Source organism: Paraburkholderia sp. BL6669N2, from assembly GCF_003387275.1.
GTDB lineage: Bacteria > Pseudomonadota > Gammaproteobacteria > Burkholderiales > Burkholderiaceae > Paraburkholderia.
Window position 1 is genome coordinate 4496016 of sequence record NZ_QUNA01000002.1, and the last position, 24457, is coordinate 4520472.

The 24457-nt window shown below is 64.3% G+C and carries 22 protein-coding genes; 12 read left to right on the top strand and 10 right to left on the bottom strand.

Going from position 1 to position 24457, the window contains the following annotated elements; all coding sequences use genetic code 11:
• Window positions 1-606: 606 nt before the first annotated feature.
• Window positions 607-1908 carry an MFS transporter gene (locus B0G80_RS42785; RefSeq protein ID WP_116123514.1) on the bottom strand — a complete coding sequence of 434 codons (1302 nt, stop codon included), beginning with the start codon at window positions 1906-1908 and terminating at the stop codon, window positions 607-609.
• A 398-nt stretch (window positions 1909-2306) separates the two neighbouring features.
• Between B0G80_RS42785 and B0G80_RS42790 the strand changes: the two genes are divergently transcribed.
• The gene (locus B0G80_RS42790) at window positions 2307-3047 is read left to right on the top strand and encodes a response regulator transcription factor (RefSeq protein WP_106277253.1); all 741 of its coding nucleotides are present in this window, start codon (window positions 2307-2309) and stop codon (window positions 3045-3047) included.
• Window positions 3048-3067: 20 nt separating this feature from the next.
• Here B0G80_RS42790 and B0G80_RS42795 read toward each other — a convergent pair whose 3' ends face one another.
• Window positions 3068-3973 (bottom strand): dihydrodipicolinate synthase family protein, encoded by a 906-nt coding sequence (locus tag B0G80_RS42795; RefSeq protein WP_116123515.1) that lies wholly within the window; start codon window positions 3971-3973, stop codon window positions 3068-3070.
• Between the two features lie 349 nt (window positions 3974-4322).
• On the opposite strand from B0G80_RS42795, the gene B0G80_RS42800 reads away from it, so the two are divergent.
• The 6 genes from B0G80_RS42800 (at window position 4323) to B0G80_RS42825 (ending at window position 9186) form a co-directional block, all read left to right on the top strand.
• Window positions 4323-5279: a 4-hydroxyproline epimerase gene (locus B0G80_RS42800; protein WP_116123516.1), complete on the top strand. Its 957-nt coding sequence runs from the start codon at window positions 4323-4325 to the stop codon at window positions 5277-5279.
• Complete coding sequence (locus B0G80_RS42805; protein WP_116123517.1) at window positions 5276-6403, top strand: FAD-binding oxidoreductase; 1128 nt, start codon at window positions 5276-5278, stop codon at window positions 6401-6403. The genes B0G80_RS42800 and B0G80_RS42805 overlap by 4 nt, the downstream gene beginning before the upstream one ends.
• Complete coding sequence (locus tag B0G80_RS42810) at window positions 6396-6674, top strand: 2Fe-2S iron-sulfur cluster-binding protein (protein WP_116123518.1); 279 nt, start codon at window positions 6396-6398, stop codon at window positions 6672-6674. Before B0G80_RS42805 ends, B0G80_RS42810 begins: the two co-directional genes overlap by 8 nt.
• The gene (locus B0G80_RS42815; RefSeq protein ID WP_116123519.1) at window positions 6671-7957 is read left to right on the top strand and encodes an FAD-dependent oxidoreductase; all 1287 of its coding nucleotides are present in this window, start codon (window positions 6671-6673) and stop codon (window positions 7955-7957) included. The genes B0G80_RS42810 and B0G80_RS42815 overlap by 4 nt, the downstream gene beginning before the upstream one ends.
• 121 nt (window positions 7958-8078) lie before the next feature.
• On the top strand, window positions 8079-8846 hold the full coding sequence (locus B0G80_RS42820; RefSeq protein WP_116123520.1) for an AraC family transcriptional regulator: 768 nt from the start codon (window positions 8079-8081) through the stop codon (window positions 8844-8846).
• A gap of 10 nt (window positions 8847-8856) precedes the next feature.
• Window positions 8857-9186: a hypothetical protein gene (locus tag B0G80_RS42825; RefSeq protein ID WP_106277267.1), complete on the top strand. Its 330-nt coding sequence runs from the start codon at window positions 8857-8859 to the stop codon at window positions 9184-9186.
• A 116-nt stretch (window positions 9187-9302) separates the two neighbouring features.
• Here B0G80_RS42825 and B0G80_RS42830 read toward each other — a convergent pair whose 3' ends face one another.
• From B0G80_RS42830 to B0G80_RS42840, 3 genes are all read right to left on the bottom strand, one after another.
• Complete coding sequence (locus B0G80_RS42830) at window positions 9303-9563, bottom strand: hypothetical protein (RefSeq protein ID WP_106277269.1); 261 nt, start codon at window positions 9561-9563, stop codon at window positions 9303-9305.
• Window positions 9564-9706: 143 nt separating this feature from the next.
• The gene (locus B0G80_RS42835) at window positions 9707-10039 is read right to left on the bottom strand and encodes a hypothetical protein (protein ID WP_106277271.1); all 333 of its coding nucleotides are present in this window, start codon (window positions 10037-10039) and stop codon (window positions 9707-9709) included.
• Window positions 10040-10231: 192 nt separating this feature from the next.
• Window positions 10232-12115, bottom strand: a complete 1884-nt coding sequence (locus B0G80_RS42840; RefSeq protein ID WP_116123521.1) for a bifunctional sugar phosphate isomerase/epimerase/4-hydroxyphenylpyruvate dioxygenase family protein — start codon at window positions 12113-12115, stop codon at window positions 10232-10234.
• Window positions 12116-12429: 314 nt separating this feature from the next.
• Between B0G80_RS42840 and aroQ the strand changes: the two genes are divergently transcribed.
• From aroQ to B0G80_RS42855, 3 genes are read left to right on the top strand one after another with little or no spacing between them, the layout of a single operon-like run.
• Window positions 12430-12885 (top strand): type II 3-dehydroquinate dehydratase, encoded by a 456-nt coding sequence (gene aroQ, locus B0G80_RS42845; RefSeq protein ID WP_116123522.1) that lies wholly within the window; start codon window positions 12430-12432, stop codon window positions 12883-12885.
• Entirely contained in the window at window positions 12882-13796 is a 915-nt protein-coding gene (locus tag B0G80_RS42850; protein ID WP_116123523.1) for a shikimate dehydrogenase, read from the top strand. Before aroQ ends, B0G80_RS42850 begins: the two co-directional genes overlap by 4 nt.
• Window positions 13797-13845: 49 nt before the next feature.
• Window positions 13846-15222, top strand: a complete 1377-nt coding sequence (locus B0G80_RS42855; RefSeq protein ID WP_116123524.1) for an MFS transporter — start codon at window positions 13846-13848, stop codon at window positions 15220-15222.
• Between the two features lie 75 nt (window positions 15223-15297).
• Here the strand turns inward: B0G80_RS42855 and B0G80_RS42860 are convergent, their stop codons facing one another.
• The 5 genes from B0G80_RS42860 to B0G80_RS42880 all read right to left on the bottom strand — a co-directional run bounded on the left by B0G80_RS42860 (window position 15298) and on the right by B0G80_RS42880 (window position 20016).
• A complete protein-coding gene (locus tag B0G80_RS42860) occupies window positions 15298-15993 on the bottom strand; it encodes a TetR family transcriptional regulator (protein WP_116123525.1) in 696 nt (231 codons plus the stop codon).
• 94 nt (window positions 15994-16087) lie between these two features.
• Window positions 16088-17368: an FAD-binding oxidoreductase gene (locus B0G80_RS42865; RefSeq protein WP_116123958.1), complete on the bottom strand. Its 1281-nt coding sequence runs from the start codon at window positions 17366-17368 to the stop codon at window positions 16088-16090.
• Window positions 17369-17500: 132 nt separating this feature from the next.
• Entirely contained in the window at window positions 17501-18283 is a 783-nt protein-coding gene (locus B0G80_RS42870; RefSeq protein ID WP_116123526.1) for an anti-sigma factor domain-containing protein, read from the bottom strand.
• A complete protein-coding gene (locus B0G80_RS42875; protein ID WP_106277286.1) occupies window positions 18283-18852 on the bottom strand; it encodes an RNA polymerase sigma factor in 570 nt (189 codons plus the stop codon). Before B0G80_RS42875 ends, B0G80_RS42870 begins: the two co-directional genes overlap by 1 nt.
• Before the next feature lie 231 nt (window positions 18853-19083).
• Entirely contained in the window at window positions 19084-20016 is a 933-nt protein-coding gene (locus tag B0G80_RS42880) for a dihydrodipicolinate synthase family protein (protein ID WP_116123527.1), read from the bottom strand.
• 132 nt (window positions 20017-20148) lie between these two features.
• On the opposite strand from B0G80_RS42880, the gene B0G80_RS42885 reads away from it, so the two are divergent.
• Window positions 20149-21132 (top strand): LysR family transcriptional regulator, encoded by a 984-nt coding sequence (locus B0G80_RS42885; protein WP_116123528.1) that lies wholly within the window; start codon window positions 20149-20151, stop codon window positions 21130-21132.
• A 196-nt stretch (window positions 21133-21328) separates the two neighbouring features.
• Window positions 21329-24409 (top strand): transglycosylase domain-containing protein, encoded by a 3081-nt coding sequence (locus tag B0G80_RS42890; protein ID WP_116123529.1) that lies wholly within the window; start codon window positions 21329-21331, stop codon window positions 24407-24409.
• Window positions 24410-24457: the final 48 nt, after the last annotated feature.

The following is a 24457-nucleotide window of genomic DNA, read 5'->3' on the forward strand; positions in this document are numbered from 1 at the left end:
TGACCTGGGAGTCCTAGCGGACGAAACAGTGGTAGACGAGGGTGCCGGGACTGCAGCCAAGTTGTGTCGTCTGATCAATGCAGCTTTGCCGCAGAGCTGCGGAAGGCAGTGAGGTCAGATTTATTTGCAATCGGTTTTAACGAAACCAGTTTTCTTTGTCCCAAAATTTTGCCGATCCCCTACGCACAAGGCTTTGCGTTAGGAAGTCCAGCTTGAGATAGTAGGCGGCCGGGGTTCGGGTGCGTAAGAGTCAACGCCGAGTTGCGCCGCAAGCCGTCGACGAGTTGGTGGCGTCCGAAAAACCTTCATTAAGATCAGCAGGTTAGAGCCAAGTCAGATTTGTTTGTGAGCAGTCTAGACAGGTCAAGCGGGCGCGCAGAACAGTTTTGTTTGTCGAAAACGGCCAAGTCAGGTTTGTTTTGACCGGATCAGGTTTCGATTGAGTGTCACCAATGCGACACATCGTAGGTCCGATGCAGCGCACCATGTTTCGGCGCGGCGTGAAGTGTGGATGTCACGCGCCAGCGCAAGGCGTCGAACCCGATGAGGCAAACAAAAACGGCGCACCGTTGCGGCACGCCGTCGCTGCAAAGCACAAGCAGCCGATCAGTGTTTCTGCGGCGCGTCCTTGATGAACAGCGTGGTCAGTGCCCCGAGAACGCAGATCGCGCCGACGTACATCGGAGCGGCCATCGGGTTCGACTTCATCATCAGCGACACGGCGACCGGCGTGAGCCCGCCGAATATGGCGTACGCCACGTTGTACGAGAACGAAATCCCGGAGAAACGCACCACCGGCGGAAACGCCTTGACCATCACGAAAGGAATCGCGCCGATCACGCCGACGAACAGGCCCGCGACCGCGTACAGCGGCACCAGCGTGGAGGTGTCGACGGCGAGTTGCTGGAACATCACGTAGTACGTCACCGCCAGCGCCAGGCCGCCGATGAAAATCGTGCGCCCCGCGCCGATGCGGCCGGCAATCGAACCCGCCATGACGCAACCGATCGTCAGGCACAGCGTGGCCACGCAGTTCGCCAGCAACGCCGTGGCCGGCGCGATGTGGAACTGCTTTTGCAGCAGCGTCGGCGTCATCAGGATCACGACGACGATCGCGGCTGAGAGCATCCACGTAAGCAGCATCGAGACGATCACGGCGCGGCCGTGATCGCGCAGCACGGCCTTGAGCGGCACTTCGGCGGCGATCGCCTTGCGCTGCTTGAGTTCGGTGAACACCGGCGTTTCATGCAGCCAGCGGCGCAGATACACCGAAAACATGCCGAACACGCCACCGACCAGGAACGGGATGCGCCACGCGTACGCGGAGATTTCCGCCGGCGCGAAGTTGCGGTTCACTGCCGAGGCGATCAGCGAGCCCAGCAGAATGCCCGCGGTCAGGCCGGCCGTGAGCGTGCCGCACGCATAGCCGATGTGCCGCTGGGGCACATGCTCCGAGACGAACACCCAGGCGCCCGGCACTTCGCCTCCGACCGCCGCGCCTTGCATCACGCGGAACAGGAGCAGCAGGACCGGCGCCAGCACGCCGATGCTGGTGTAGGTGGGCAGCAGGCCCATCATCAGCGTCGGCACCGACATGAGCAGCACGCTCAGCGTGAACATGCGCTTGCGGCCGAACAGGTCGCCGAAATGCGCCATGATGATGCCGCCCAGCGGCCGCGCCAGATAGCCCGCGGCGAAGATGCCGAAGGTTTGCACCTGCCGCAGCCAGTCCGGCATTGCCGCCGGGAAGAATAGCTGGCCGATCGCCGGCGCGAAAAATACGAAGATGATGAAGTCGTAGAACTCCAGTGCCCCGCCAAGGGCGGCGAGGCCGAGCGTCTTGTAATCGCTGCGCCCGAGAGGGCGTGGGGTGACAGCCTGCGCTCCACCCAGATTTGTCGCTTGCATTGCTTGTGTCATGTTTTGAATTGGAAGCCACACGTAGCGCGTGGAAATACGGCGGTCGTCGGGCGAGAAGTGTGGCAAGCGCTGGGTAGAGCACGGAACACCGGCGCGCCGGTCCGGGTAGGGCAAGCGCGTTGACGACTGGGGCCAGGCGGGATTTTACAGGATGAAAGCCGATTGCTTCGGGAAGTGCTTAATTCGATTGGGAAAAGTTCCCTCGAACGTGCTTTTTGGCGGCAATTGCGACGACGGTGCGCTGAGGACTTGTCACTAGAGAATGTAGGAATACGGAGCGTGCGCTGTCCGGCCAGATCGATTCATATGTAAATTAGGATTGCTCCTATGGGATGGAATGGGCCCGCCTCTGAGAATCGCGTCCGAGCCATCTTACGAGTCATCCCATGCGTATTGCCATTCTCCAGCGTGACCTGGTCATGCGTCAGTCGATCGAAAAGGTCCTGACGAGCACTGGTCATTCCTGCACCACCTTCGACGACGGCCTGAGCATGTCGAGAACGCTCGCGCGTTCCACGGTCGATCTGCTGGTGCTCGACTGGCAGGGCCTGCGCCTGTCCGGCGCCGAGGTTTTGCGCGCGGCGCGCGCGGTGGGCGGCGACCGTCTGCCGGTCATATTCGCATCGGCGGACACGGCGGAGGAAAACATCGTGCGCGCGTTCGTCGCCGGCGCGGACGACTATGTCGCATTGCCGCTGCGCGCAGCCGAGTTTCGCGAGCGGGTCACGGCGCTGCTGCGGCGGGCGTATCCGGACCGGTTCAGTTCCGCCAGTTTCGATGCCGGTCCATACCACTTCGACACGCATCGTCAACTCGTCATGCTGCGCGGCCAACCGGTCCAACTGTCCGGCACGCAGTACCGGCTGGCGTCGCTGTTCTTCTCCAACATCGGCCGTGTGCTGTCGCGCGATCACATCTTCGCAATGGTGTGGGGTCGCGAGTTCCGCGAATTCACCCGCACCATCGACAGTCACGTTTCGCGGCTGCGCCTCCTGCTCGAGATCGAGCCGCAGAACGAATTCCGGCTGCAACCGGTTTATAAAAGCGGCTACCGGCTGCTGCATCTGCGCCAGGGTGCGGCCGCCGTTGTCGATGCGGATATCGACGTCGAGAAACAGGCGGCCTGACGCCAGCGAGCCGCGCCGGATCAAATCTGCGGCAGCGCGGGCCGCGTTTCGATTGACTTGCGAATCAACGCTTCGACGGCCTTGCGTTCGTCGCCGGCGAGCGGCAGACGGGGCGGGCGCACCGGCTCCGTGCCGAGTCCGACGATCGTTTCGGCAAGCTTGATGTTCTGCACCAGTTTCGCCGACACGTCGAGCGCGAGCAGCGGTGCAAACCAGCGGTAGATCGCGCGCGCTTCCTCCAGGCGTCCCGCCTTCAGCAACTTGTAGATCACCACCGTCTCACGCGGAAACGCGCACACGAGACCGGCTACCCAACCGTGCGCGCCCATCAGGATCGCTTCCATTGCGAGATTGTCGACGCCGCACAGAATCGCAAAACGGTCGCCGACGGCGTTGATCAGGTCGGTCACGCGCCGCACGTCGCCACATGATTCCTTGATCGCGACGATCTTCTTCTCGTCGGCGATTTCCGCGAACATGTCGGGCGTCATGTCGACGCCGTAGGCGAGCGGATTGTTGTAGATCATCAGCGGCAGGGCGCTCGCGTCGGCAACGCTGCGGAAATGATGCAGCGTCTCGCGGCGGTCCGACAGGTAACGCAGCCCCGGCAGCACCATGTAACCGGCCGCGCCATGACGGCTGCCCGCTTCGGCCTGACGGCAGGCGTCGAGCGTGCTGTTTTCGGCGATCGTCAGCAGGACCGGCACGCGGCCGCGCGAAGCCTCGACGGCGATGTCGAGCACTTGCAGCTTTTCATCCAGCGAGAGCGTCGACGCTTCGCCCAGCGATCCGCACACGATGATGCCGTCCACACCGGCGTCGATCTGCGCCTCGATATTCTTGCCGGTCCATACGCGATCTATGCTGAAATCCGCGTTGAATTTGGTAGTGACTGCGGGCAATACACCTTCCCAGATATGCGCCACGACTGCTCTCCTGACTGTTAATGTGTTCAGCGCAGTGTAAGCAGGGAAAATCCTGCCGTCTTGCGTGAATCGCGCGTGACGAATGACGATTTCAGCATAGTCGATCTGCATGGAGAGTCGCCGGATCAAGGCGCATGGCTTATTTCGGGATGCAAAGGCGAGGCGCGTTGAAAGCGCGTAGCCGGCGTGATGCTGGGTGCGCCGAGCCACGCCCGTTGTACGTCCCGCACACGTGCTCAAGCGCCGATAGCGAGATAGAGCAAAGTCGCCACGGCATCGCGTAGCTATGCCGAAATCGTCACAATCCACGCGTAAGCACACCAAGACTCGCCCGGCCGCGGTTTCTAACATGAGCATCATGAAAACCTTGGACATCATCGACTCGCACACCGGCGGTGAACCGACCCGCCTCGTGGTGTCGGGCGGCCCCAATCTCGGCGGCGGCACACTGGCGCAACGACTCGACGTGTTCCGTACGCAGTTCGACGACTGGCGCGCGGGCATCGTGACCGAACCGCGCGGCTCGGACGTCGTAGTGGGCGCGCTGCTCTGCGAGCCGGACGACCCCGCGTGCGCGGCCGGCGTGATCTTTTTCAACAACGTCGGCTATCTCGGCATGTGCGGGCACGGCACGATCGGTCTCGTCGTCTCGCTGGCGCACCTGGGGCGGATCGGGCCGGGGCGCCATCGGATCGAGACGCCGGTCGGCATCGTCGAAGCGACGCTCAATGAGGACGGCAGTGTCGCCGTGCGCAATGTGCCGGCGTATCGCTATCGCGCCTCCGTGCAGGTGGACGTGCCGGGTCACGGCGTGTTGACCGGCGACATCGGCTGGGGCGGCAACTGGTTCTTTCTCGTCGCCGACCACGGGCGCGCGTTGGAGGCGTCGCGGATCGGTGAATTGACCGCGTTCAGCGGCGCGATTCGCGACGCGCTGATCGCGCAGCACATCACCGGCGCCGATGGCACGTTGATCGATCACATCGAACTCTTCGGACCCGGTTCGCGCGATGGCATCGACAGCCGCAGCTTCGTGCTTTGTCCCGGTAGTGCGTACGACCGCTCGCCGTGCGGCACCGGCACGAGCGCCAAGGTGGCCTGCCTCGCGGCCGACGGCAAACTGGCCGAAGACGCGGTGTGGCGGCAGGAGAGCATCATCGGCAGCGTCTTTGAGGCGAGCTATCACCATGCCGGCGACGGCGTTCACGTAATTCCCACCATCACCGGTCACGCGTACGTCACGGCAGAGGCGCGCCTGTGCTTCGACGAGCGCGATCCGTTCGCCTGGGGCATCCGCACGGCATGACGGCGGACGCGCTGATCGTCGGGGCGGGCATTGTCGGCGCGGCGTGCGCGGCCGAACTTGCGGCGCTCGGCATGCGGGTCGAGGTGCTCGACGCGCAGGGCGTCGGCGGCGGCGCGACGGCGGCGGGCATGGGTCATATTGTCGTGATGAACGACTCGCCGGCCGAATTCGCGTTGAGCCGCTATTCACGAGACTTGTGGCTGGAACTCGCGCCGCAACTGCGTCCGCGCGACGCGTTCGCGCGCTGCGGCACGCTCTGGGTCGCCGCCGACGAAGAAGAGTGGCAGGCCGCCCGCGCGATGCATGCGGCGTTCGAGGCTCAAGGCATGGCCGCGCAACTGCTCGACGCGCCCGCGTTGCGGATTTGCGAGCCGGCGCTGGCGGCGTCGATGGCGGGCGGTTTGCGAATCGAGCACGACAGCATCGTGTATGCGCCGACCGTCGCCGAATGGCTGCTGACGCGGTCGCCGGGCGCGGCAAATATCCATGTGCGTTTGGGCGCCGCGGTGGCGTCGGTCAGCGCGAGCGGCGTCGCGCTTGTGGATGGCGAGCGCGTTGGCGCGGCTCACGTCATCGTGGCCAATGGTTTGGGGGCGCGGCAATTGGTGGCGTCGCTGCCGTTGCAGCCGAAGAAGGGCCACCTGCTGATCACGGACCGCTATCCCGAACTGATCCGGCATCAACTGCTCGAACTCGGGTACATCAAGAGCGCGCATCACGCGCTCGGCACCTCGGTGGCGTTTAACGCGCAGCCGCGGCCCACGGGTCAATTGCTGATCGGCTCGTCGCGCCAGTTCGACACCACCGATCCCGCCGTCGAGATGCCCGTGCTCGCGCAGATGCTGCAGCGCGCCGCCTGCTATCTCCCGGCACTGCCGACGCTCAACGGCATTCGCGCATGGACCGGGTTTCGCGCGGCCTCGCCGGACGGCCTGCCGCTGATCGGTCCGGCCGGCGAATTCGCTCCCGGCGTCTGGCTTGCCACCGGCCACGAGGGTTTGGGCGTGACGACCTCGCTTGCCACCGCGAAGCTGCTTGCCGCGCAGATCGCAGGGACCGTTGCGCCGATTCCTGTCGAGCCTTATCTGCCCGTTCGTTTTGTCGAGAAGGTCATTCATGCGTAATGCGAGCGCCGAAGCACGTGTGAGCTTGACGATCGACGGCAACCGTATCGACGTCGCGGCCGGCACGACTGTGGCCGCGGCGCTCGCGTTGGCGGGCGTGCGCGGCACGCGGACCTCGGTGACCGGCCAGCCTCGCGCCGCGCTGTGCGGCATGGGCGTATGCCAGGAGTTTCGCGTGACGATCGACGGCCGGCCGCATGCGCTGGCGTGTCAGACACTGTGCCGCGAAGGCCAGATCGTTCTCACCCGAAACGCGGCGGGCGCGCGATGAGCTACCGCTACGACATTGTCATCGTCGGCGCCGGACCCGCTGGTTTGAACGCCGCGTCCGCCGCTGCGCGCGCGGGGGCTACGGTTGCGCTCCTCGACGACAATCCACGCGCAGGCGGCCAGATCTGGCGTCAAGGTCCGGGCCAGGCGCCGCAGGCGCCGCTGCGCGACTTCCTGACTGCGATCAGCGGGCAAAGCGCCATCACGCACTGGCCGTCGACTCGCGTGATCGCGCCGCTGGGTTCACGCGGCTTGCTGCTCGAATCGGCGGAACGCGGCGGCGCCTGTGTCAGCTATGAGCGCCTGATTCTCGCGACCGGCGCACGTGAACGGCTTCTGCCGTTCGCCGGCTGGACCTTGCCCGGCGTGACCGGCGCTGGCGCACTGCAGGCGCTCATCAAAGGCGGCGTGCCGGTGCGTGGCGAGCGGATCGTGATCGCCGGCAGCGGACCGTTGCTGATCGCGGCGCTCGCGACCGCGCGTGCGGCCGAGGCTCGGGTGGCGGCGGTGGTGGAACAGGCTTCGGCGTTCGACGTCGCGCGTTTCGGCACCTCGCTGCTGGCCACGCCCGGCAAGTTGCGGCAAGCCGTCGGCCTGACGCGCGGCTTCGCGGGCCTGCATTACTGGACCGGCAGCATCGTGGAAGAGGCGCTGGGCGATGGCCGCGTCGAGCAGGTCACCATCCGGCGCGGCCGCGAAGCGAGGCGCGTCGTGCTCGACTGCGACCGCATCGCCAGCGGTTATGGACTCGTGCCGAACATCACGCTGGCTCAGGCGCTCGGTTGCGCGATCAGCGAAGCGGGCGAGATCGTCGTCGACGACGATCAGCGCACGTCTGTCGAAGCCGTGCTGGCGGCGGGCGAGTGCACCGGCGTCGGCGGCGCGGAACTGGCCGGCGTGGAGGGCGAGATTGCCGGCCTCGCCGCAAGTGGCGCTGCCGAAGGCCGTGCCGCGCTCGACGCGCAACGCGAGCGCTGGCGCCGGTTCGGCCGCCGCGTCGAAACCGCCTTCGCCCTGCGGGACGCGGCGCGCACACCGCCCGCCGATGCCACGCTGCTTTGCCGCTGCGAGGACGTGAGTATCGGCGAGGTGCGCGCCTTTGCCAGTTGGCGCGAGGCCAAGCTGCACACCCGCTGCGGCATGGGCGCCTGCCAGGGACGAATCTGCGGCACGGCGGCGAACCTGTACTTCGGCTGGCAGTCCGGCGCGCCGCGTCCGCCCTTCAGTCCGGCGCAAATCGGCACGTTGATGGCGGCCGCCGCGGAGCCGCCCCGGCTTGACTGACCCGCTTGACTAACCCATTTGCCGGCACGCCGGCGGATATTGTCGGCGGCGGCGCGGCCCTATAATCGACCGCACGTCGCCCGACTGCCCCCTCGACGCACGGACCAACGGAACCCGCACGATGAACACGCTCGCTCATCCGCTCGAGCCGGACGACGCAACGCTGTCCGGCATGCTGTCGCACTTCAGGCTGCTCGAGCCGGTGTTCGACGCGATGCCGGACGTCGTGTTCTTCGTCAAGGACGCCGAGGCGCGCTACGCGCTGGTCAACCGCACGCTCGCGTCGCGCTGCGGCTTCAAGGAAAAGTCCGCGCTGCTCGGCCGGACCGCCGAGGACGTGTTCCCGCGCCGCTTCGGACGCATTTACACGGCACAGGACAAGGCGATCATCAACGTCGGCAACCAGATGATCGATCAACTGGAACTGCATCTGTATCCCGGCCGCCAGCCGGGCTGGTGTCTGACCTGCAAACAGCCGCTGCGCGATCCCGCCGGCAAGGTGGTCGGCCTCGCCGGCATTTCCCGCGATCTGAAGGCGGACGAGAGCAGCCATCCGGCCTACAGCCGCCTTGCCGCGGTCGTGCAGTCCATCCAGGAAAATTACGTCCAGCCTTTGAATCTGAAGCAGCTCGCGGCGATGGCGGATATGTCGGTCGCGCAACTGGAACGCTATTTTCACAAGGTGTTTCATCTGACGCCGCGTCAGGTGCTGCTGAAAACCCGGCTGGACGCGGCCACGGCGCTGCTGGTCTCGCATGACAAGGTCACCGACGTCGCCGCGCTATGCGGCTACACCGACCACAGCGCGTTCACGCGGCAGTTCAAGGCGACCGTCGGCATCACGCCGACTGAATACCGCATGCTGTTGCACGGTACTTCGCGGAGCTGAAGCGCTGCACATGGCCCGTCGCAGGCATCATTACTACGTCTACGTGGTCGCGCTGGACGACAAGGTCTGGAACGAGGCGCGGTTTCGCCGTGCGAATCCGGACTACCGGTTCGACAAGCCTTGCGTATATGTGGGAATGACCGGACTGGACCCGGATCTGCGCTTCGACCGGCATAAGGCTGGCATTCAGGCCAATCGCTATGTGCGCGATTACGGCTTGCGGCTCGTGCCCGAACTCTATGAGGTGTTCAATCCCATGCCTTACCGCGGCGCCCAGGACATGGAAGTGGAATTGGCGATTGGACTGCGTGAAGCGGGGTACGGCGTGTGGCAGGCGTAAGCCGTGTGACGCGGCTGTGGTGTTCGTCAGGAGCTCTGAGCGGCGTTCGGCTCGACGAAAGGGCGTGGCCCTTCGCTGTACGCGCGCGTCTTCAAACTCGAATATGAAAGCGCGCGTTACTTCACGCCGAGGCCACGCAGCACGGCGTTGCCTTCGGGCGTCAAGCGGATACGCGAGGCGCCGGCGTCACCGGAAATCGTTTCGATCAGACCGGCTTCGTGAAGCTGCGGAATCTCGGGTTTCGCGGACGCGTCGATCGGCGCGTGCAGCAACAGCAGCAGCGTCGCCAGCTCGTGGTGGCTCAACAGGCGGCGCAGGATGGTGGGCCGCTTGGCCGGCGCCGGTGCGTCGTTCGTGTCGTGATCAGGCTGGTTCATGGGTAGCACCTGTGCGGGTAAGTGTCGGGTGGATGATGCGGACGAAGTCTTAAACGATTCTTAAGAGACCATTGTCCTGTAACACCGTGACATGATGATTGCACCGGCCCATGTTACCGATTGTGACACTTACGCCGGCAACCCTACGGGGCGCAGGTTTTGCCCGCTGATTCGATCCACAGGTTGCTCACATGGCGCTTGCCCGCATAGAAACGGTAAGTCGTGGCGCCGTTGTCGCTGCGCACCTTGACGATATTCGAATCGCCGAAGTCGAGCATCTGGCCTTGCGGGATCGCGGTGGACTTGAACGCGGCGTCGTGGCTGGTGGCCAACTGCGTCAGGCACGCGACCACGTCGTTGACTGAGCGCTGCGTGGTGGTGTCCGTGACGGGCTCGCCGGCATCCGGATTCTTCTGGAAGTACGCGCAAGCGCTGAGGAGCAGGGGAACTGACAGGACTACGGCAAACTTCTTCATATTTCTCCTGACGTTACGTTCGGCCGACACAGGCGCACGTGGCGGCGCTTCTGGCGCAACCGCGCGGCATCGGCCGCGAAATCAGGCGCCATTATATCGGTGCGGCGCGGCTACCCCGCCCATGACGCACGCGCCGTGCCCGCCTGGCCGCAACCGCCGGGCCTGAATTCGCCTGCCTGATGCGCTCAAAGCCTACTTGCGCCGCTGCGCCTGCGCGGCGAGCCGCACGGCGGCATTGGCCGCGCCGTAGCCGTCGTAACCGCCGCGCCGCTCGACGATCTCCATGAAGAAGCGCTGGTCGAGCTGCTCCGTGTAAGCATGGAAAAACTCGCCGCCGCGCTCGTCGCGGTCGTACAGGATGTTATTGGCCCGCAGTGCGTCCAGCGTCTCGTCCGGCAGCGCGTAGCGGGCGGCCAGATCCTCGTAGTAATTGCGCGGGATGCGCAGCACCGGCAAGCCGTCCGCGACGAACTCGGGGATCGCGCTGAAAATGTCGCTGGTGCTGAAGGCGACGTGGTTCAGCCCCGAGCCGTGATAGGTGTGCAATGCCTCGGCCACCGCCGTGTGATGGTCCACGGAGGCATTCAGCACGATACGCACCGAACCGTCGTGGCTGCGCAGCGCGCGGCTGCGCACGAGGCCGTAAGGATCGGGCACCAGCACGCCGGGCTCGGCCTGGAAGCCCAAAGCAGTACGCAGAAACAGCACCCACGTATCCAGCGAATTCGCCGGCACTGACAGGCACACATGGTCGATGCGGCTTAGCGGCCCCACTTCGCTCGGGCCGTTGATGTCGGTGAGGACGAAATCGGCCTCGAACAAGGTGGGCTGGTCCGGGGTTTCGTCGACGAAATAGTTCAGGCTGCTGTCCGGCGCCTGCACGGCGGGCAGCACGCGCTCGTGCGGGCCGATTTGCCCGGAGAACGGCGCATAGCCGAAGCCGGCGGCGCGTTCGAACGCCTGATTGGCGTCGTCCACGCGAAATGCCGACGCGCACAGCGACAAGCCGTGCTGCTGGAAGAACGCGTTGGCGAACGAATCCGGCTCGGCGTTCAGCACGATCGAGGCCGCGCCGTGCTGATACAGCGTGACTTCCTTCGAACGATGCCGGCCCGCTTCGCGAAAGCGCAGCTTGCCGAGCCAGTCGACGAGTTGCGCGCGCGTGCCGTGGTCCACCGCGAACTCCAGGAACTGATAGCCGACGTGCGCGGGCGCCGCGGGCGAGCGGTACAGGTCGCCGACCGGCTGTTGCGTGCTTTCGAGCAGCGCGCGCGTCTGTTCCTCCAGAAAGAGTAGCGAGCGATGACCGTCGGCGGCCGTGATGGTGGTCGGCGCGGCACGAAAGCCGTCGTTGAAAATTTCCAGCGAAAGCGGCCCGCTGTAGCCGGTTTTGACGACCTGCGCCGTGAAATTGGCCAGATCGAAATCGCCTTGGCCCGGGAAGCAGCGGTAGTGGCGGCTCCATTCGAGCACGTCCATGGCGAGCTTCGGCGCGTCGGCGATCTGCACGAAGGCGATGCGCTCGCCCGGAATGTCGGCGATCGCGTCCGGCGTGTCGTTCAACGACAGCGTGTGGAAGCTGTCGAGCACCAGCCCGAGATTGGGATGATTGACGGCGTTCACCAGCTTCCACGCGTGCCGGTAAGTCTTGACGTGCTTGCCCCACGCAAGCGCTTCATAGCCCGCGATCACGCCGGCCGCCTCCGCCGCGCGGGCCAGCGCGCCGAGCTGATCGATCATCAGCGCGTCGTCGCCGATGGTGTCGGGCGAAACGTTGCTGCACACCAGAATTCGGTCCGTGCCCAGTTCATGCATGACGTCGAACTTGCGCTTCGCGCGGTCGAGATTGCGCTCGAGGCGCTCGGGGCTGACACCGTCGAAATCGCGGAAGGGCTGAAACAGCATGATTGTCAGCCCGAGATCTTCGGCGATGCGCCGCACGTCGGCAGGCGAGCCGTCGAAATACAGCAAATCGTTCTCGAAAATCTCGACGCCTTCGAAGCCCGCCGCCTGGATCGCGGTCAGCTTCTCGACAAGGGTTCCGCTGATCGACACGGTGGCAATCGAACGTTGCATGAACGGCTCCTGCTAAAACAGTCGAACGGCTGTTGAATTGGCGCGCAACCAGGCGCGACGCTCGCATGTTCGGCGGCGGCCATGCTGCAATGCGGAAATTGGACCAGTTCGTTACACGGCTCAACAAAACGCAAGCCACAAACTCCCACACTAACCGAAGTCATCGGCAGTTTATACAAACTAACTAGATGGTACAAATTCGTAGAAACCCCAAATGACGGCGGCGCCCAATGCGCGCACACTTCGCTCACGTTGAAAAACCGCGGCGATCGCCGTGGCTGGCTTGTTTGCCTTACCTGGCGGGAGTGGTTGTCATGAATTTTGCGTCAGTACTGGTCCTCAATGGACCGAATCTCAATCTGCTCGGCACGCGCGAGCCGGCTATCTATGGCTCGGAAACGCTCGACGACGTCGCGAAACTTTGCCGCGATGCGGCAGAGCGGCTGAATCTGTCGATCGACTTCTGTCAGTCGAACGCCGAACATCAACTGATCGACTGGCTGCACGCGGCGCGAACCAAGGTCGACGGCATCGTGATCAATCCGGCGGCTTACACGCATACGTCGGTGGCCATCGCCGACGCGCTCACGGCAATCGAAAAGCCGGTCATCGAAGTGCATATTTCAAACGTGCATCGCCGCGAGGCGTTCCGGCATCACTCGTACGTGTCGGCCGTGGCGGACGCGATCATCATCGGTTGCGGCACGCAAGGCTATGTACTGGCTTTGGAGCGGATGGCGACCATTCTTAAGAATAGGGCGGCGAAATGAACGTACAAGCGAACGCACAAGCGAACGTACAAGCCAACGCACAAACCAGCTCACAGGCAACACCGCATTCCTATCTGGTCGGCCTGATCGGCGCGGGCATCGGCGGATCGCTGTCGCCGGCCATGCACGAGGAAGAGGGCAGCAAGCTCGGTCTGCACTATGTGTACCGCCGTATCGACCTCGAAGCGCTGAAACTCGACGTCGCCGCGCTCCCCGATTTGCTGACGGCGGCCGAACGCATGGGCTTCAACGGTCTGAACATCACGTACCCGTGCAAGCAGGCCGTGATTCCGCTGCTCGACGAACTCTCCGACGACGCGCGCGCCCTCGGCGCGGTCAACACGGTGCTGTTCAAGGACGGCAAACGCACCGGCCACAACACGGACTGGTCCGGTTTTGCGCGTGCGTTCCAGCGCGGCCTGCCGGACGTCTCGCTGGAGCGCGTGGTGCAACTCGGCGCGGGCGGCGCCGGCGCGGCAGTCGCGCACGCCGCGCTGAACATGGGCGCGAAGTCGCTCACGCTATTCGACGTGGACGCCGCGCGCGCCGCGTCGCTCGCCGACGAATTGCAGAAGCGTTTTCCGGCCGCCACCGTCAGCGCCGGCAGTTCGCTCGCCGAATCGCTCGCGGCCGCCAACGGCCTGATTCACGCCACGCCCACGGGCATGGCGAAATTGCCCGGCTTGCCGTTGCCGGTTGAATTGTTGCACCGCGATCTATGGGTCGCGGACATCGTCTATTTCCCGATTCGCACCGCGCTGTTGCAAGCCGCCGAAGCCCTTGGCTGCCGCACGCTGAGCGGCGGCGGCATGGCGGTGTATCAGGCGGTCGACGCCATGCGCATTTTCACCGGTCTCGAACCGGATGCTGAACGGGTGTACACCCATTTTCAGTCGTTGTTGCAACGCTAACCGGCAGCGTGTCGACCGGTAACAAGCAGATCGAGGAGACGACCACCCCATGCAGCAACCGATTCAATCCAGTCCCGCCGACACCGCCGCGCCGCAAGGCGCCACCGTCAGCACCGCGCGCCGCTCGAAAGCCCGCTTTCAGATTCTGGCGCTGCTCGCGGTCGGGACCATGATCAATTATCTCGACCGCACGGTGCTCGGCATCGCGGCGCCGCAGTTGACCAAAGAACTCGGCATCAACGCCGCGCTGATGGGGCTGCTGTTCTCAGTGTTCTCGTGGAGCTATGTGGCCGCGCAGATTCCGGGCGGCCTGTTCCTCGACCGCTTCGGCAGCAAGGTGACGTATTTCCTGTCGATGACCTTCTGGTCGCTGTGCACGCTCGCGCAAGGGCTGGTGCACGGCATCGGCGCGCTGTTCGTATTCCGCCTCGGCCTCGGCGTCTCGGAAGCGCCGTGCTTTCCGACCAATAGCCGCGTCGTTGCCACGTGGTTTCCGCAGAGCGAACGCGCGATGGCGACCGGCACGTACACGGTCGGCGAATATATCGGCCTCGCTTTCTTCAGCCCCTTCCTGTTCATGCTGATGGGCACGTTCGGCTGGCGCTCGCTGTTCTACGTGGTGGGCGGCGTGGGTCTCGTGTTCGGCGTGATCTGGTGGATGTTCTACCGCGAGCCGCGCGATCATCCGTCGGCGAATCAGGCGGAACTCGACTATATCGAAGCGGGCGGCGGTCTGACGCATCGGAAGAAGAACGCCGATGCAGCGGCCGCCACGGGCGCGGCGGCACCGGCACAAAGTGGCTTTGAATGGCGCACTATCGGACGCCTGCTCAAGCATCGTCAACTGACCGGTATTTGCCTCGGCCAGTTCGCCGGCAACTCGACGCTGGTGTTCTTCCTCACCTGGTTCCCGACATATCTCGCCACCGAACGCCATATGGCGTGGCTCAAGATCGGCTTCTTCGCGATCATGCCGTTCATTGCCGCGTCGATCGGCGTGATGTTCGGCGGTTTATTCTCCGACTGGCTGTTGCGCCGCGGCAAGTCGCCGAACGTAGCGCGCAAGCTGCCGATCATCGCCGGCCTGCTGCTCGCGTCGACCATCATTCTCGCCAACTATGTGGACAGCAACGTGGCGGTGATCGCGATCCTGTCGGTGGCGTTTTTCGCGCAAGGCATGGCCGCGCTGGGCTGGACGCTGGTGTCGGACATCGCGCCGGATGGCCTGCTCGGCGTGACCGGCGGCATCTTCAACTTCGCGGCGAATCTGGCCGGCATCGTGACGCCGCTGGTGGTGGGATTCATCGTCGCGGCAACCGGCTCGTTCGTCGGTGCGCTGGTGTTCATCGGCGCGATCGCACTGGTTGGGGCGCTGTCGTACATCTTCATCGTCGGCGATATCAAGCGGATCGTGCTGGCGGATTGAGCGCTTCAGCACTGGACAAAAAAAACGGGACGTGGCGAAAGCCGCGTCCCGTTTTTTACTTGAGGCCCGATTGCCTCAATCGTCCTTGCGCACGAACCGCAGCACGGCATCCACGATCATCGCGCGATGCCGCGCACGCAAACGCGGATGCGACGGATCGCGGCCGAACGCCGTGCCGAACGTATGGCGATTGCCGACACGATGAAAGCACAGCGAACTGATCAGCAAATGCAGATCGATCGGATCGATGTCGCTGCGGAACTGCCCGGCCGCAATACCGCGCGAGAGCAGATCTTCGATCGTATGAATCACGGTGACGTTGCGGCCTTTGAACGTCTTGACCTGCTCGACGTATTTGGCGCCGTGAATATTTTCGATCGTGACGAGCCGCACGAAATCGCGCTGGCGGTCGTGATAGTCGAACGTAAACTCGACGAGCGCGCGCATGCCTTCGACCGGATCGAGTTCGCTGACGTGCAGATCCTGTTCGAGCGCGCGAATGTCCCCATACACTTTTTCCAGCACCGCCTGGTACAACCCTTCCTTGCTGCCGAAGTAGTAATACAGCATGCGCTTGGTGGTGTTCGTGCGCTCCGCGATCGCGTCGACGCGTGCGCCCGTCAGTCCCATCGCGGAGAACTCCTGGGTCGCGACATCGAGAATGTTGCGCTTCGTCTGTTCGGGATCGTACTTGCGCCGGGCGTCGGTACGCGGAGTGTCGGACGGGATGCCGGTGGTATCAGGCTCGGCAGCCTTGCTTCCCTTTTTCATTGTGTATTCGAGCGGCGATGACGGCGCATTCTAGCACGGTCAAATCGGCCTCCGGAGCGGGTCTCGGGCATGTGCGGGCGCGTAGCGGCGGACATCAAACCGCAGGGCGGCGGCGCGCGGCGAGCGCGTCGCGTGTCTGCATGGCGGTGTAGGTCAGTTGCGCGGCCGCGAGGCCGAGCGCGCCGTAAGCGGGCGTCAGGCCAAACGACGCAAACGCCTCGGGCACCGGACGCTCACCGGCAATCGCCGCCGCCAGCAACTCGCCGGATACGGTGGTCGGCGCCATGCCGTGTCCGCCGAAGCCGACCGCGTACCAGACGCCGTCCGGGCTGCGGCCGATCTGCGGCATCTTGTGCCGCGCGTAGCTCATCAGGCCGCCCCACGCGTACTCGATGCGCACGTCGCGCAACTGCGGATAGACCTTGAGCAGATCGCGCTGCAACAGCCGCGCGATCACTTCGGGCGCGCGGTCGCGCACCGAGATGCGGCCGCCCCACAGAATCCGGGTGTCGGGCAGCGGCCGGTAATAGTCGAAGGCGAAGCGCGTATCGTAGATGGCGGCGCGCGTGTCGATCGCGTCTTGCAGACGCGCGCCGAGCGGTTCGGTCGCCATCACGTAGGTGGCGATCGGCAGCACCGCGCGTTCGACCAACGGATAGACGCGGCGCGCGTAGCCGCCGCCCGCCATCACCACGTGTTGCGCGTCGAGCGCGCCGTGCTGCGTGTGCACCACGAAGCCGGCGCCGTCGCGCTCGAGACGCACGACCGCCGAATCCTCGTGGATCCGCACGCCGGCGTGCGCCGCGGCGTTAGCCACGCCAAGGACGTACTTCAGCGGATGAAAGTGAAATGCGTTGCGCTCGAACAGACCGCCGTGATAACGGCGCGTTTTCAGTTGCGAAGCGAGCTGCTGCGCCGCTACCGGTTCCCACTCGACGCCGAACGAATCGCGCATCAGGCGCCGCTGCGTTTCCAGTCGAGCCGGTTCGTCGAACCAGTTGGCGAGGATCACGCCGGCGTCGGTCGCGTCGCAGTCAATGTGATAACGCGCGATCCGTTTGCGCATCAGATCGACGGCGTCGGTGGTCAGCGTATAGAGTTCGCGGGCGCGTGCGGCGCCGAGGGTTTTGAGTAGATCGGCGCAATCGAGGCTATAGCCGCCGAACACGAACCCGCCGTTGCGGCCGGACGCGCCGAAACCCACTTGCCGGGCTTCGAGCACGGTGACGTCGGCAACGCCTCGTTCAGCGAGTCCTAACGCCGTGGACAGTCCCGCCATGCCGCCGCCGATGATGCAGACATTGGCGCTACGCCGGCCGGCCAGCGGCGCATAAGCGGACGTACGGACGACAGTGGCTTCGTAAAAGCTTTGCATAGCGGCTAGGGTAGCGGCAATCGCGCCCTTGCGTCCAGCCGGCGCGCGGCCGCCGAGTGGAATCGCGTATGAAACAAGGGCCGGCATCCACATCGAGCGAATAGCGGCCTTGGCCTGTTGCAGATGAAACGTCTAGGACACCGGCAGCAACTTGCCGGTGAACACGACTGGACCGCTCGGCGCGTTGTGATCGGGCGAGCCGCCCGGCGCTTCGATCGACACGGCCAGCGCCGCGTAATTCTCCGGCTTCTGCTGGCCGGCCGTGACCTTGCCGTTCGCGCTGTCCGGCAGCATGCCGAGCGAGACCGGATGGCCGCTCGCCGGAATGCCCCATAGTTCCATCGCCCGGCCGGCGGGCAGGTCGACCTTGCCGAGCGGCTGCACCGTCATGGTCGAATGCGCTTCGTCCCACGCGACCAGCATGACCGGATGCGCGTCCTTGTTGTTCAGCACGGCGACATGCGACACAGCCGTTTCGGGTTGCTGAGCAACGGTCGGCGCCGTGACAGGCGGCGTGGCGGACGGCAGCAGCGAGCGTACGGCGACCACCACGGCCACCGCGGCGAGGCCCGTGACGCCGAGCGCCCAGCCGCGCCAGAACGCCAGGTTCTCGAAGATGCTGCGCGACGGCCGCGCGGGTGTTTCCACCACCCTGCGCGGACGTGCCGCGTCGCGCGTGGCGGCAAGGCCAAGGCGTCGTTCGATGGCGTCCCAGACGGCGGCCGGCGGCATGCGCGGCTCGGCGAGTTCCGCCATCGGCGAGATGCGCCGCTGCCATTCGTCGACGGCTTTGCGGATCGTCGCGTCGTGGTCCGCGTAGCGTTCGAAGCGGCGCCGCGCACTGCCGCGCAACGTGCCGAGCACATATTCGGCGGCCAGCAGATCGACGAGCTGAGGATAGCGATGGAGATTCATCACTCGCCTCCCAGGCAGGTCTTCAGCTTGGCGAGGCCGCGCCGGATCCATGACTTGATGGTGCCGAGCGGCACGCTCAGCACTTCGGCGATCTCGCTATGGCTTTGATCGCGCAGATACGCGAGGGCGACCGCCTGGCGCTGTGCAGGTTCCAGCTGCTGCATGCAGCCGGCCAGCAAACGCGCCTGTAGGCTGACCGCGGTCAGCGCTTCGGGATCCGGGTCGCCGGTCGCCACGAGATCGTCCAACGCATCGCTCCATTCCGTTTCCTGCGTATTGACCCGCCGCAGATGATCGAGAGCACGGTTGCGGACGATCGCCGACATCCACGTCATCGGGGCGGACAATGCGCGGCGATAGTCGCCGGCAAAGCGCCAGATATTGACGAAGCTGTCCTGCAAAACTTCTTCGGCCCACTCGTGCTTGCTCAATATACGGAGCGCGAGGCCGAATAGTTTCGGGGCGGCGAGATCATACAGCTCGCGCAACGCCGCGCCATCTTGTTTGGCGACACGTTCGAGCAGCTCGGCGAGCGTTTCCGGCGTAAGTTCTCGAGGATTGGCGGTCATGGAGGGAGTCAGGGTGAGCTTGCGCGCCTATGTTACTCAACTTCTCCGCTAGCTTGTACGTGGTTTTTTTTCGGCGGCCTGCATCCGTTGGGACGGGGTTTGCGTAGGTGGCTGCGGAGCGCGGCGTTGTGTGTGCTTGCGCCATGACGATAGGGCGCGCCGCGCTGCGCTTTCAGGCAGTCGGCGCGCGCGGGGTGCGTGTGAGTGGGAGCAGGGTCGTTGCGGCGCGCTTTAACGACCCCAGCGCAGCACCAGGGGATCGAGCCGCCGCGCAACCTTCAACAGTCCTTCGCGCGTGGCCGGATGCATCTGCGGCAGCGGATGGCGCACCGCATCCGAGCGGATCACGCCGCCTTCCTTCATCAGCGCCTTGCACGAGGCGAGGCCGCCCTGGCGGTTCTCGTAATTGATCAGCGGCAGCCATTGCTGATAGTGCGCGGCGGCCGCTTCAGTGTCGCCAGCCGCGTAGGCGTCGATGATCAGACGGATGCCGTCGGCGTAGCCGCCGCCCGTCATCGAACCGGTTGCGCCCGCATCCAGATCGGCCATCAGCGTGATGGCCTCCTCGCCGTCCCACGGCCCCACGATTGCATCGCCGCCCAGTTCGATCAGCTCGCGCAGCTTGTTCGCGGCCTGCGGCACTTCGATCTTGAAGTACGACACGTTATCGATCTCGCGCGCCATGCGGGCGAGAAACGGCGCGGACAACGGGGTGCCGCTGACCGGCGCGTCCTGAATCATGATCGGGATATCAATCGCGTCGGACACCGTGCGGTAGAACTCGTAGATGCCACGTTCGCCGATGCGGATGGTCGCGCCGTGATACGGCGGCATGACCATCACCATCGCGGCGCCCGCCGCCTGCGCGGCGCGGCTGCGTTCGGCGCACTGATATGAACTGAAGTGCGTAGTCGTGACGATTACCGGCACGCGGCCCGCGACGTGTTCAAGCACGACGTGCATGAGCGTGTTGCGCTCATCGTCGGAGAGCGCGAACTGTTCGGAGAAGTTCGCCAGAATGCACAGCCCGTTCGAACCCGCGTCGATCATGAAATCGATGCAGCGTTTCTGGCCTTCGAGGTCGAGCCGGCCGGCGTCGTCGAAGATGGTCGGCGCGACGGGGAACACGCCGCGCAATGCAGCAGGATGGGATGACTGGTTCATGGTTGTGTGTTTTGGTGGGTGTGGGAATGTCTCCACTGGCGACTATACGGCGGTGGGGCACCGCGGGTATATTGAATTGTTTCCATCTTGTGATCGCTTTTGCGACTCACCCATGCTTCAATGCGATCCGCCATGAAAAACACCCTCAACGTCCTGCTGTCAAAGCTGCGCATGAAGCAACTCCAGTTGCTGATCGCACTCGACGACCTGAAGTCCCTGCACAAAGCCGCCGGCGCGATGTCCATGACGCAATCGGCCGCCAGCAAGGCCTTGCAGGAACTGGAGTCGATGCTCGACGCGCCGCTCTTCGAGCGCTCGAAGAGCGGCATGATCCCGAACCAGCTCGGCCACTGCGTGATCCGCTACGCGCGGCTCATGACGACCGATCTCACCGCGCTCTGCCAGGACGTTGCCGAGATACGTTCCGGGCGCGGCGGGCGGCTTGCGATCGGCGCGATCATGGGCGCGATTCCGGAGTGCGTCGTGCCGGCGCTGAATCAACTGCACGCGGCCCAGCCGGATCTTTCCGTCGAAGTGGTGGAAGACACCAGCGCGCGCATGCTGCAGCAACTCGACGACGGCCGGCTCGATCTGGTGATCGGCCGCGCGGCGGTGGCGGCCGATCCGTCGAAATATCACTATCGTCCGCTAGGCGACGAGCCGCTCTCGGTGGTGGTCGGCTACGGTCATCCGCCGTTGCCGAAGAAAGAGGTGAAACTGCGCGATCTGGCCGGCCACCGTTGGGTGATGTATCCGTCGCATATGCCGCTGCACGCGCTGCTCGAACGTGAGATGGACCTGGCCGGTCTGCGGATGCCGGATAACCCGGTTTCCACGGCCTCGACGTTCGTGACGGTGGCGCTCCTGCAGAGCAGTCACGATCTGGTTTCGCTGTTGCCCACGGCAATCGCCGGTTTATTCGTTCGGCAAAAAATGCTGCGCCTCGTGCCGGTGAAGCTCAAGTCGCCTTCGCAGACTTTTGGCATCGTGACGCGCAAGGGCGGTGTGCTGTCGCCGCCGGCGGAACAGTTCATTGATCTGCTGTGCGCGCAGCCGGTCGAACAGGCGCAGGGACGGCTGCCGGACCGGCCGGCGAGAAAGCAAAAAACCGCCTGAAGCGGCGGTTTTTTCATCACAGGAAAGCCGCTCAATATCGCATGGCAATTCACGCCGCGCCATGCTTCGCAAACGGGTGTTGTAGCCGCGACACTCTCGGGTAAATCCGAACGGATCGCGGGTTCGCGTTCCGCGCTACACTGCTTCGAAGGTGTGCCGGCCCTGAAGAAACCGGTGCCCGCTCGGGGAGAGCACCATGAATCGGCCGCTGATTCGTTTACCGTTTCGCGCAACGGGCACGATGTCTGTGCGCAAGTGGATCAAATGGGCGCTGGTAGCGGCATTTTTGCTTGCGCTGGCATTGGCGGCACGCTTTTGCCAGATCGAGATCGAAACCTCGCGATTGCAGGCGCACTATCTCTCCGAATTGACTCGCGACGTCGGTTTTTCCGTCGCGGACGGTCCCAGTCACTCCATCCGTTTTCCCCAAACCGACAAAGGCCCTTACGACAGCCGCCTGGGCTACGCGTTGCTGCCGTCCATCCAGCAGCGTCTGTTGCAACGCGGCTTTGAAATCACCACTCAGGCGCGCGACTCCGAGCGGATGCTGTCGCTGGCGGATGACGGCCTCTTTCTGCCGTACGAAGAAAAAGATCAGGCGGGCCTGCAACTCTTCGACGGCACCGGCGCGCCGCTCTTCGCCGCGCAGTTTCCCGGCCGCGTGTACGACAGCTTCGACGCGATTCCGCCGCTGGTCGTGAATTCGCTGCTGTTTATCGAAGACCGCTATCTGCTCGATCCGAACCAGCCAAACCGCAATCCGGCTATCGACTGGGGCCGCTTTAGCCGCGCATTGGCCGATCAGGGCGTGCGCGTGTTCGATCACCATCAGTCGCAGCCCGGCGGCAGCACGCTCGCCACGCAGATCGAAAAATTCCGCCACTCGGCGGGCGGCCGCACGGCGACGCCGCCGGAGAAACTGCGGCAGATCGCGTCGGCTTCGGTGCGCGCCTATCTGAACGGCCCGCAGACCATGCCGGCGCGCCGGCAGATCGTGGTCCACTATCTCAACTCGGTGCCGCTGGCCGCGCAGCCGGGCATTGGCGAAATCAACGGTATCGGCGACGGTCTCGCCGCCTGGTATGGCCGCGATTTCAACGACGTCAACCGCATCCTCGCAGCGCCTTCGACCGAACAGAATCTGCCGGAGCAAGGCGTTGCGTTCAGGCAGGTGCTTTCGTTGATGATCGCGCAACGTGCGCCGTCGTATTTCCTGCATCACGGCTACAAGGAACTCGAACGGCTGACCGACAGTTATTTGCGGCTGCTGGCGAACGGCGGCATCGTGTCGATCCCGTTGCGCGACGCCGCGCTCTCCGCGGTGGTCGATTTGCACCGCGCGCCCGCCAAAACGGCCAGTGCGGATTCCTTCGTGTCGCGCAAGGCGGTGACGTCGATGCGTTCGCATCTGCTCGCCGCGCTCGGCATACCGAGTTTTTACGAACTCGACCGCCTCGATCTGCAGGCGAACGGCACACTCAACAACGCCGTTCAGCAAGCCGTGAGCGACCGGCTCGCCGCTGCCGCCACGCGCGACGGCGCGAAAGCGGCGGGTCTGGTCGGTTTCGAAATGCTGCGCGCGTCGGACGATCCGTCGAGAATCGCCTACAGCTTCACGCTGTTTGAGCGGCGCGACGGCGCCAACCTCGTGCGCGTGCAAACCGACAGCGTCAACCAGCCGTTCGACATCAACTCCGGCGCGCGCCTGAATCTCGGTTCGACGGCGAAACTGCGTACCGTGGTGACGTATTTGCAGATCGTCTCCGACCTGCACAAGCGTTATGCACCGTTGAGCACGGCGCAATTGAAAGCCGTGAAGTACGATCCGAACGATCAACTCACGCGCTGGTCGCTCGACTATCTTGCGCACACCTCGGACCGTTCGCTGCAAGCCATGCTCGACGCGGCCGTTGAGCGCAAATACTCGGCTAGTCCCGGTGAAACGTTCTACACGGGCGGCGGCGCGCAGACCTTCAACAATTTCGAATCCGACGACAACAGCCGCATCCTGACCGTGCACCGCGCGTTCCAGCATTCGGTGAATCTGGTGTTCGTGAGGCTGATGCGCGACATCGTCCACTACGAAATGGTGCAGACCACGGGTCCGTCGGCACAATGGCTGGCCGATCCCGAGATGCGCAAGATGTATCTGACGCGCTTCGCCGATCAGGAAAGCCGCGTGTACATGAATCGTTTCTACACGAAGTATCACGGTAAGACGCGCGATCAGGCGCTCGCACTGCTGCTGCTCGGCGTGCGCAAATCGCCGCCCAAGGTGGCGACGGTATTGCGCAGCGTCGCGCCGGATGAGTCGAATGCGTGGTTCAACGCGCAAATGCGCGCGGCGCTGAAGAACACGCCGGCCGCCTCCGTGCTCGACGACGAAGACCTGGCGAACCTGTACGCCAAATACGCAATCGACCGCTTCAATCTGAACGATCGCGGCTATATCTCGAGCGTGCATCCGCTGGAACTGTGGACGCTCAACTATCTGCGCGAACATCCCGACGCCACGCTCGAACAGATCCAGAGCGCGAGCCGCGACGTGCGTCTGTCGACTTATTCGTGGCTCTTCAAGACGCGCTATCACGCGACGCAGGACCGCCGCATCAAACGGATGGTCGAACTTCGCGCTTACGATGCGATCGGCAAATCATGGCAGGCGCTCGGCTATCCGTTCGCGACGCTCACGCCTTCGTATGCCGCGGCAATCGGCGCGTCGGGCGACCGGCCGGCGGCGCTTGCACAACTGATCGGCGTGATCGCCAACAACGGCAACAAGGTGCCGACGGAAAGTCTCACGCAACTCGACTTCGCGAAAGACACGCCTTACGAAACGCACTTCAAGCGCGCAGCGGTTGCGCCGGAGCAGCAGTTGTCGCCGGAAATCGCGAGCACCGTGAAAGTGTTGCTGCGCGATGTGGTGACGGGCGGCACGGCGAGGCGTCTCGCGCAAGGCATGACGTTCCCCGATGGACAAACGTTGGAGGTCTACGGCAAGACCGGCACCGGCGATCAGCGCTTCAATGTGTTCGCCAAAGGCGCGCGGCTGATCGAGTCGCGCAAGGTGAACCGTAGCGCGACTTTCGTGTTCGCGATGGGCGACCGGTTCTACGGCACGTTGACCGCGTGGGTGCATGAACCGTATGCCGCGCATTACGAGTTCACCAGTGCGCTTTCCGTGCAATTGCTGAAGTCGTTGGCGCCGGTGTTGCAGCCGTTGCTGAACGATGCGCCTGTGAAGACGGCTTCGACCACCAAGGTCGCCGCGCAATGAGCATGGAGTCAAGGATGCCGGCGTTGGCGGTAACGCATCACAACGTCA

Coding starts and splice junctions, on each gene's coding strand:
- B0G80_RS42785 (WP_116123514.1), bottom strand. CDS start 1,908: ATGCAAGCGACAAATCTGGGTGGAGCGCAGGCTGTCACCCCACGCCCT.
- B0G80_RS42790 (WP_106277253.1), top strand. CDS start 2,307: ATGCGTATTGCCATTCTCCAGCGTGACCTGGTCATGCGTCAGTCGATC.
- B0G80_RS42800 (WP_116123516.1), top strand. CDS start 4,323: ATGAGCATCATGAAAACCTTGGACATCATCGACTCGCACACCGGCGGT.
- B0G80_RS42805 (WP_116123517.1), top strand. CDS start 5,276: ATGACGGCGGACGCGCTGATCGTCGGGGCGGGCATTGTCGGCGCGGCG.
- B0G80_RS42810 (WP_116123518.1), top strand. CDS start 6,396: ATGCGTAATGCGAGCGCCGAAGCACGTGTGAGCTTGACGATCGACGGC.
- B0G80_RS42815 (WP_116123519.1), top strand. CDS start 6,671: ATGAGCTACCGCTACGACATTGTCATCGTCGGCGCCGGACCCGCTGGT.
- B0G80_RS42820 (WP_116123520.1), top strand. CDS start 8,079: ATGAACACGCTCGCTCATCCGCTCGAGCCGGACGACGCAACGCTGTCC.
- B0G80_RS42825 (WP_106277267.1), top strand. CDS start 8,857: ATGGCCCGTCGCAGGCATCATTACTACGTCTACGTGGTCGCGCTGGAC.
- B0G80_RS42830 (WP_106277269.1), bottom strand. CDS start 9,563: ATGAACCAGCCTGATCACGACACGAACGACGCACCGGCGCCGGCCAAG.
- B0G80_RS42835 (WP_106277271.1), bottom strand. CDS start 10,039: ATGAAGAAGTTTGCCGTAGTCCTGTCAGTTCCCCTGCTCCTCAGCGCT.
- B0G80_RS42840 (WP_116123521.1), bottom strand. CDS start 12,115: ATGCAACGTTCGATTGCCACCGTGTCGATCAGCGGAACCCTTGTCGAG.
- aroQ (WP_116123522.1), top strand. CDS start 12,430: ATGAATTTTGCGTCAGTACTGGTCCTCAATGGACCGAATCTCAATCTG.
- B0G80_RS42850 (WP_116123523.1), top strand. CDS start 12,882: ATGAACGTACAAGCGAACGCACAAGCGAACGTACAAGCCAACGCACAA.
- B0G80_RS42855 (WP_116123524.1), top strand. CDS start 13,846: ATGCAGCAACCGATTCAATCCAGTCCCGCCGACACCGCCGCGCCGCAA.
- B0G80_RS42860 (WP_116123525.1), bottom strand. CDS start 15,993: ATGAAAAAGGGAAGCAAGGCTGCCGAGCCTGATACCACCGGCATCCCG.
- B0G80_RS42865 (WP_116123958.1), bottom strand. CDS start 17,368: ATGCAAAGCTTTTACGAAGCCACTGTCGTCCGTACGTCCGCTTATGCG.
- B0G80_RS42870 (WP_116123526.1), bottom strand. CDS start 18,283: ATGAATCTCCATCGCTATCCTCAGCTCGTCGATCTGCTGGCCGCCGAA.
- B0G80_RS42875 (WP_106277286.1), bottom strand. CDS start 18,852: ATGACCGCCAATCCTCGAGAACTTACGCCGGAAACGCTCGCCGAGCTG.
- B0G80_RS42880 (WP_116123527.1), bottom strand. CDS start 20,016: ATGAACCAGTCATCCCATCCTGCTGCATTGCGCGGCGTGTTCCCCGTC.
- B0G80_RS42885 (WP_116123528.1), top strand. CDS start 20,149: ATGAAAAACACCCTCAACGTCCTGCTGTCAAAGCTGCGCATGAAGCAA.
- B0G80_RS42890 (WP_116123529.1), top strand. CDS start 21,329: ATGAATCGGCCGCTGATTCGTTTACCGTTTCGCGCAACGGGCACGATG.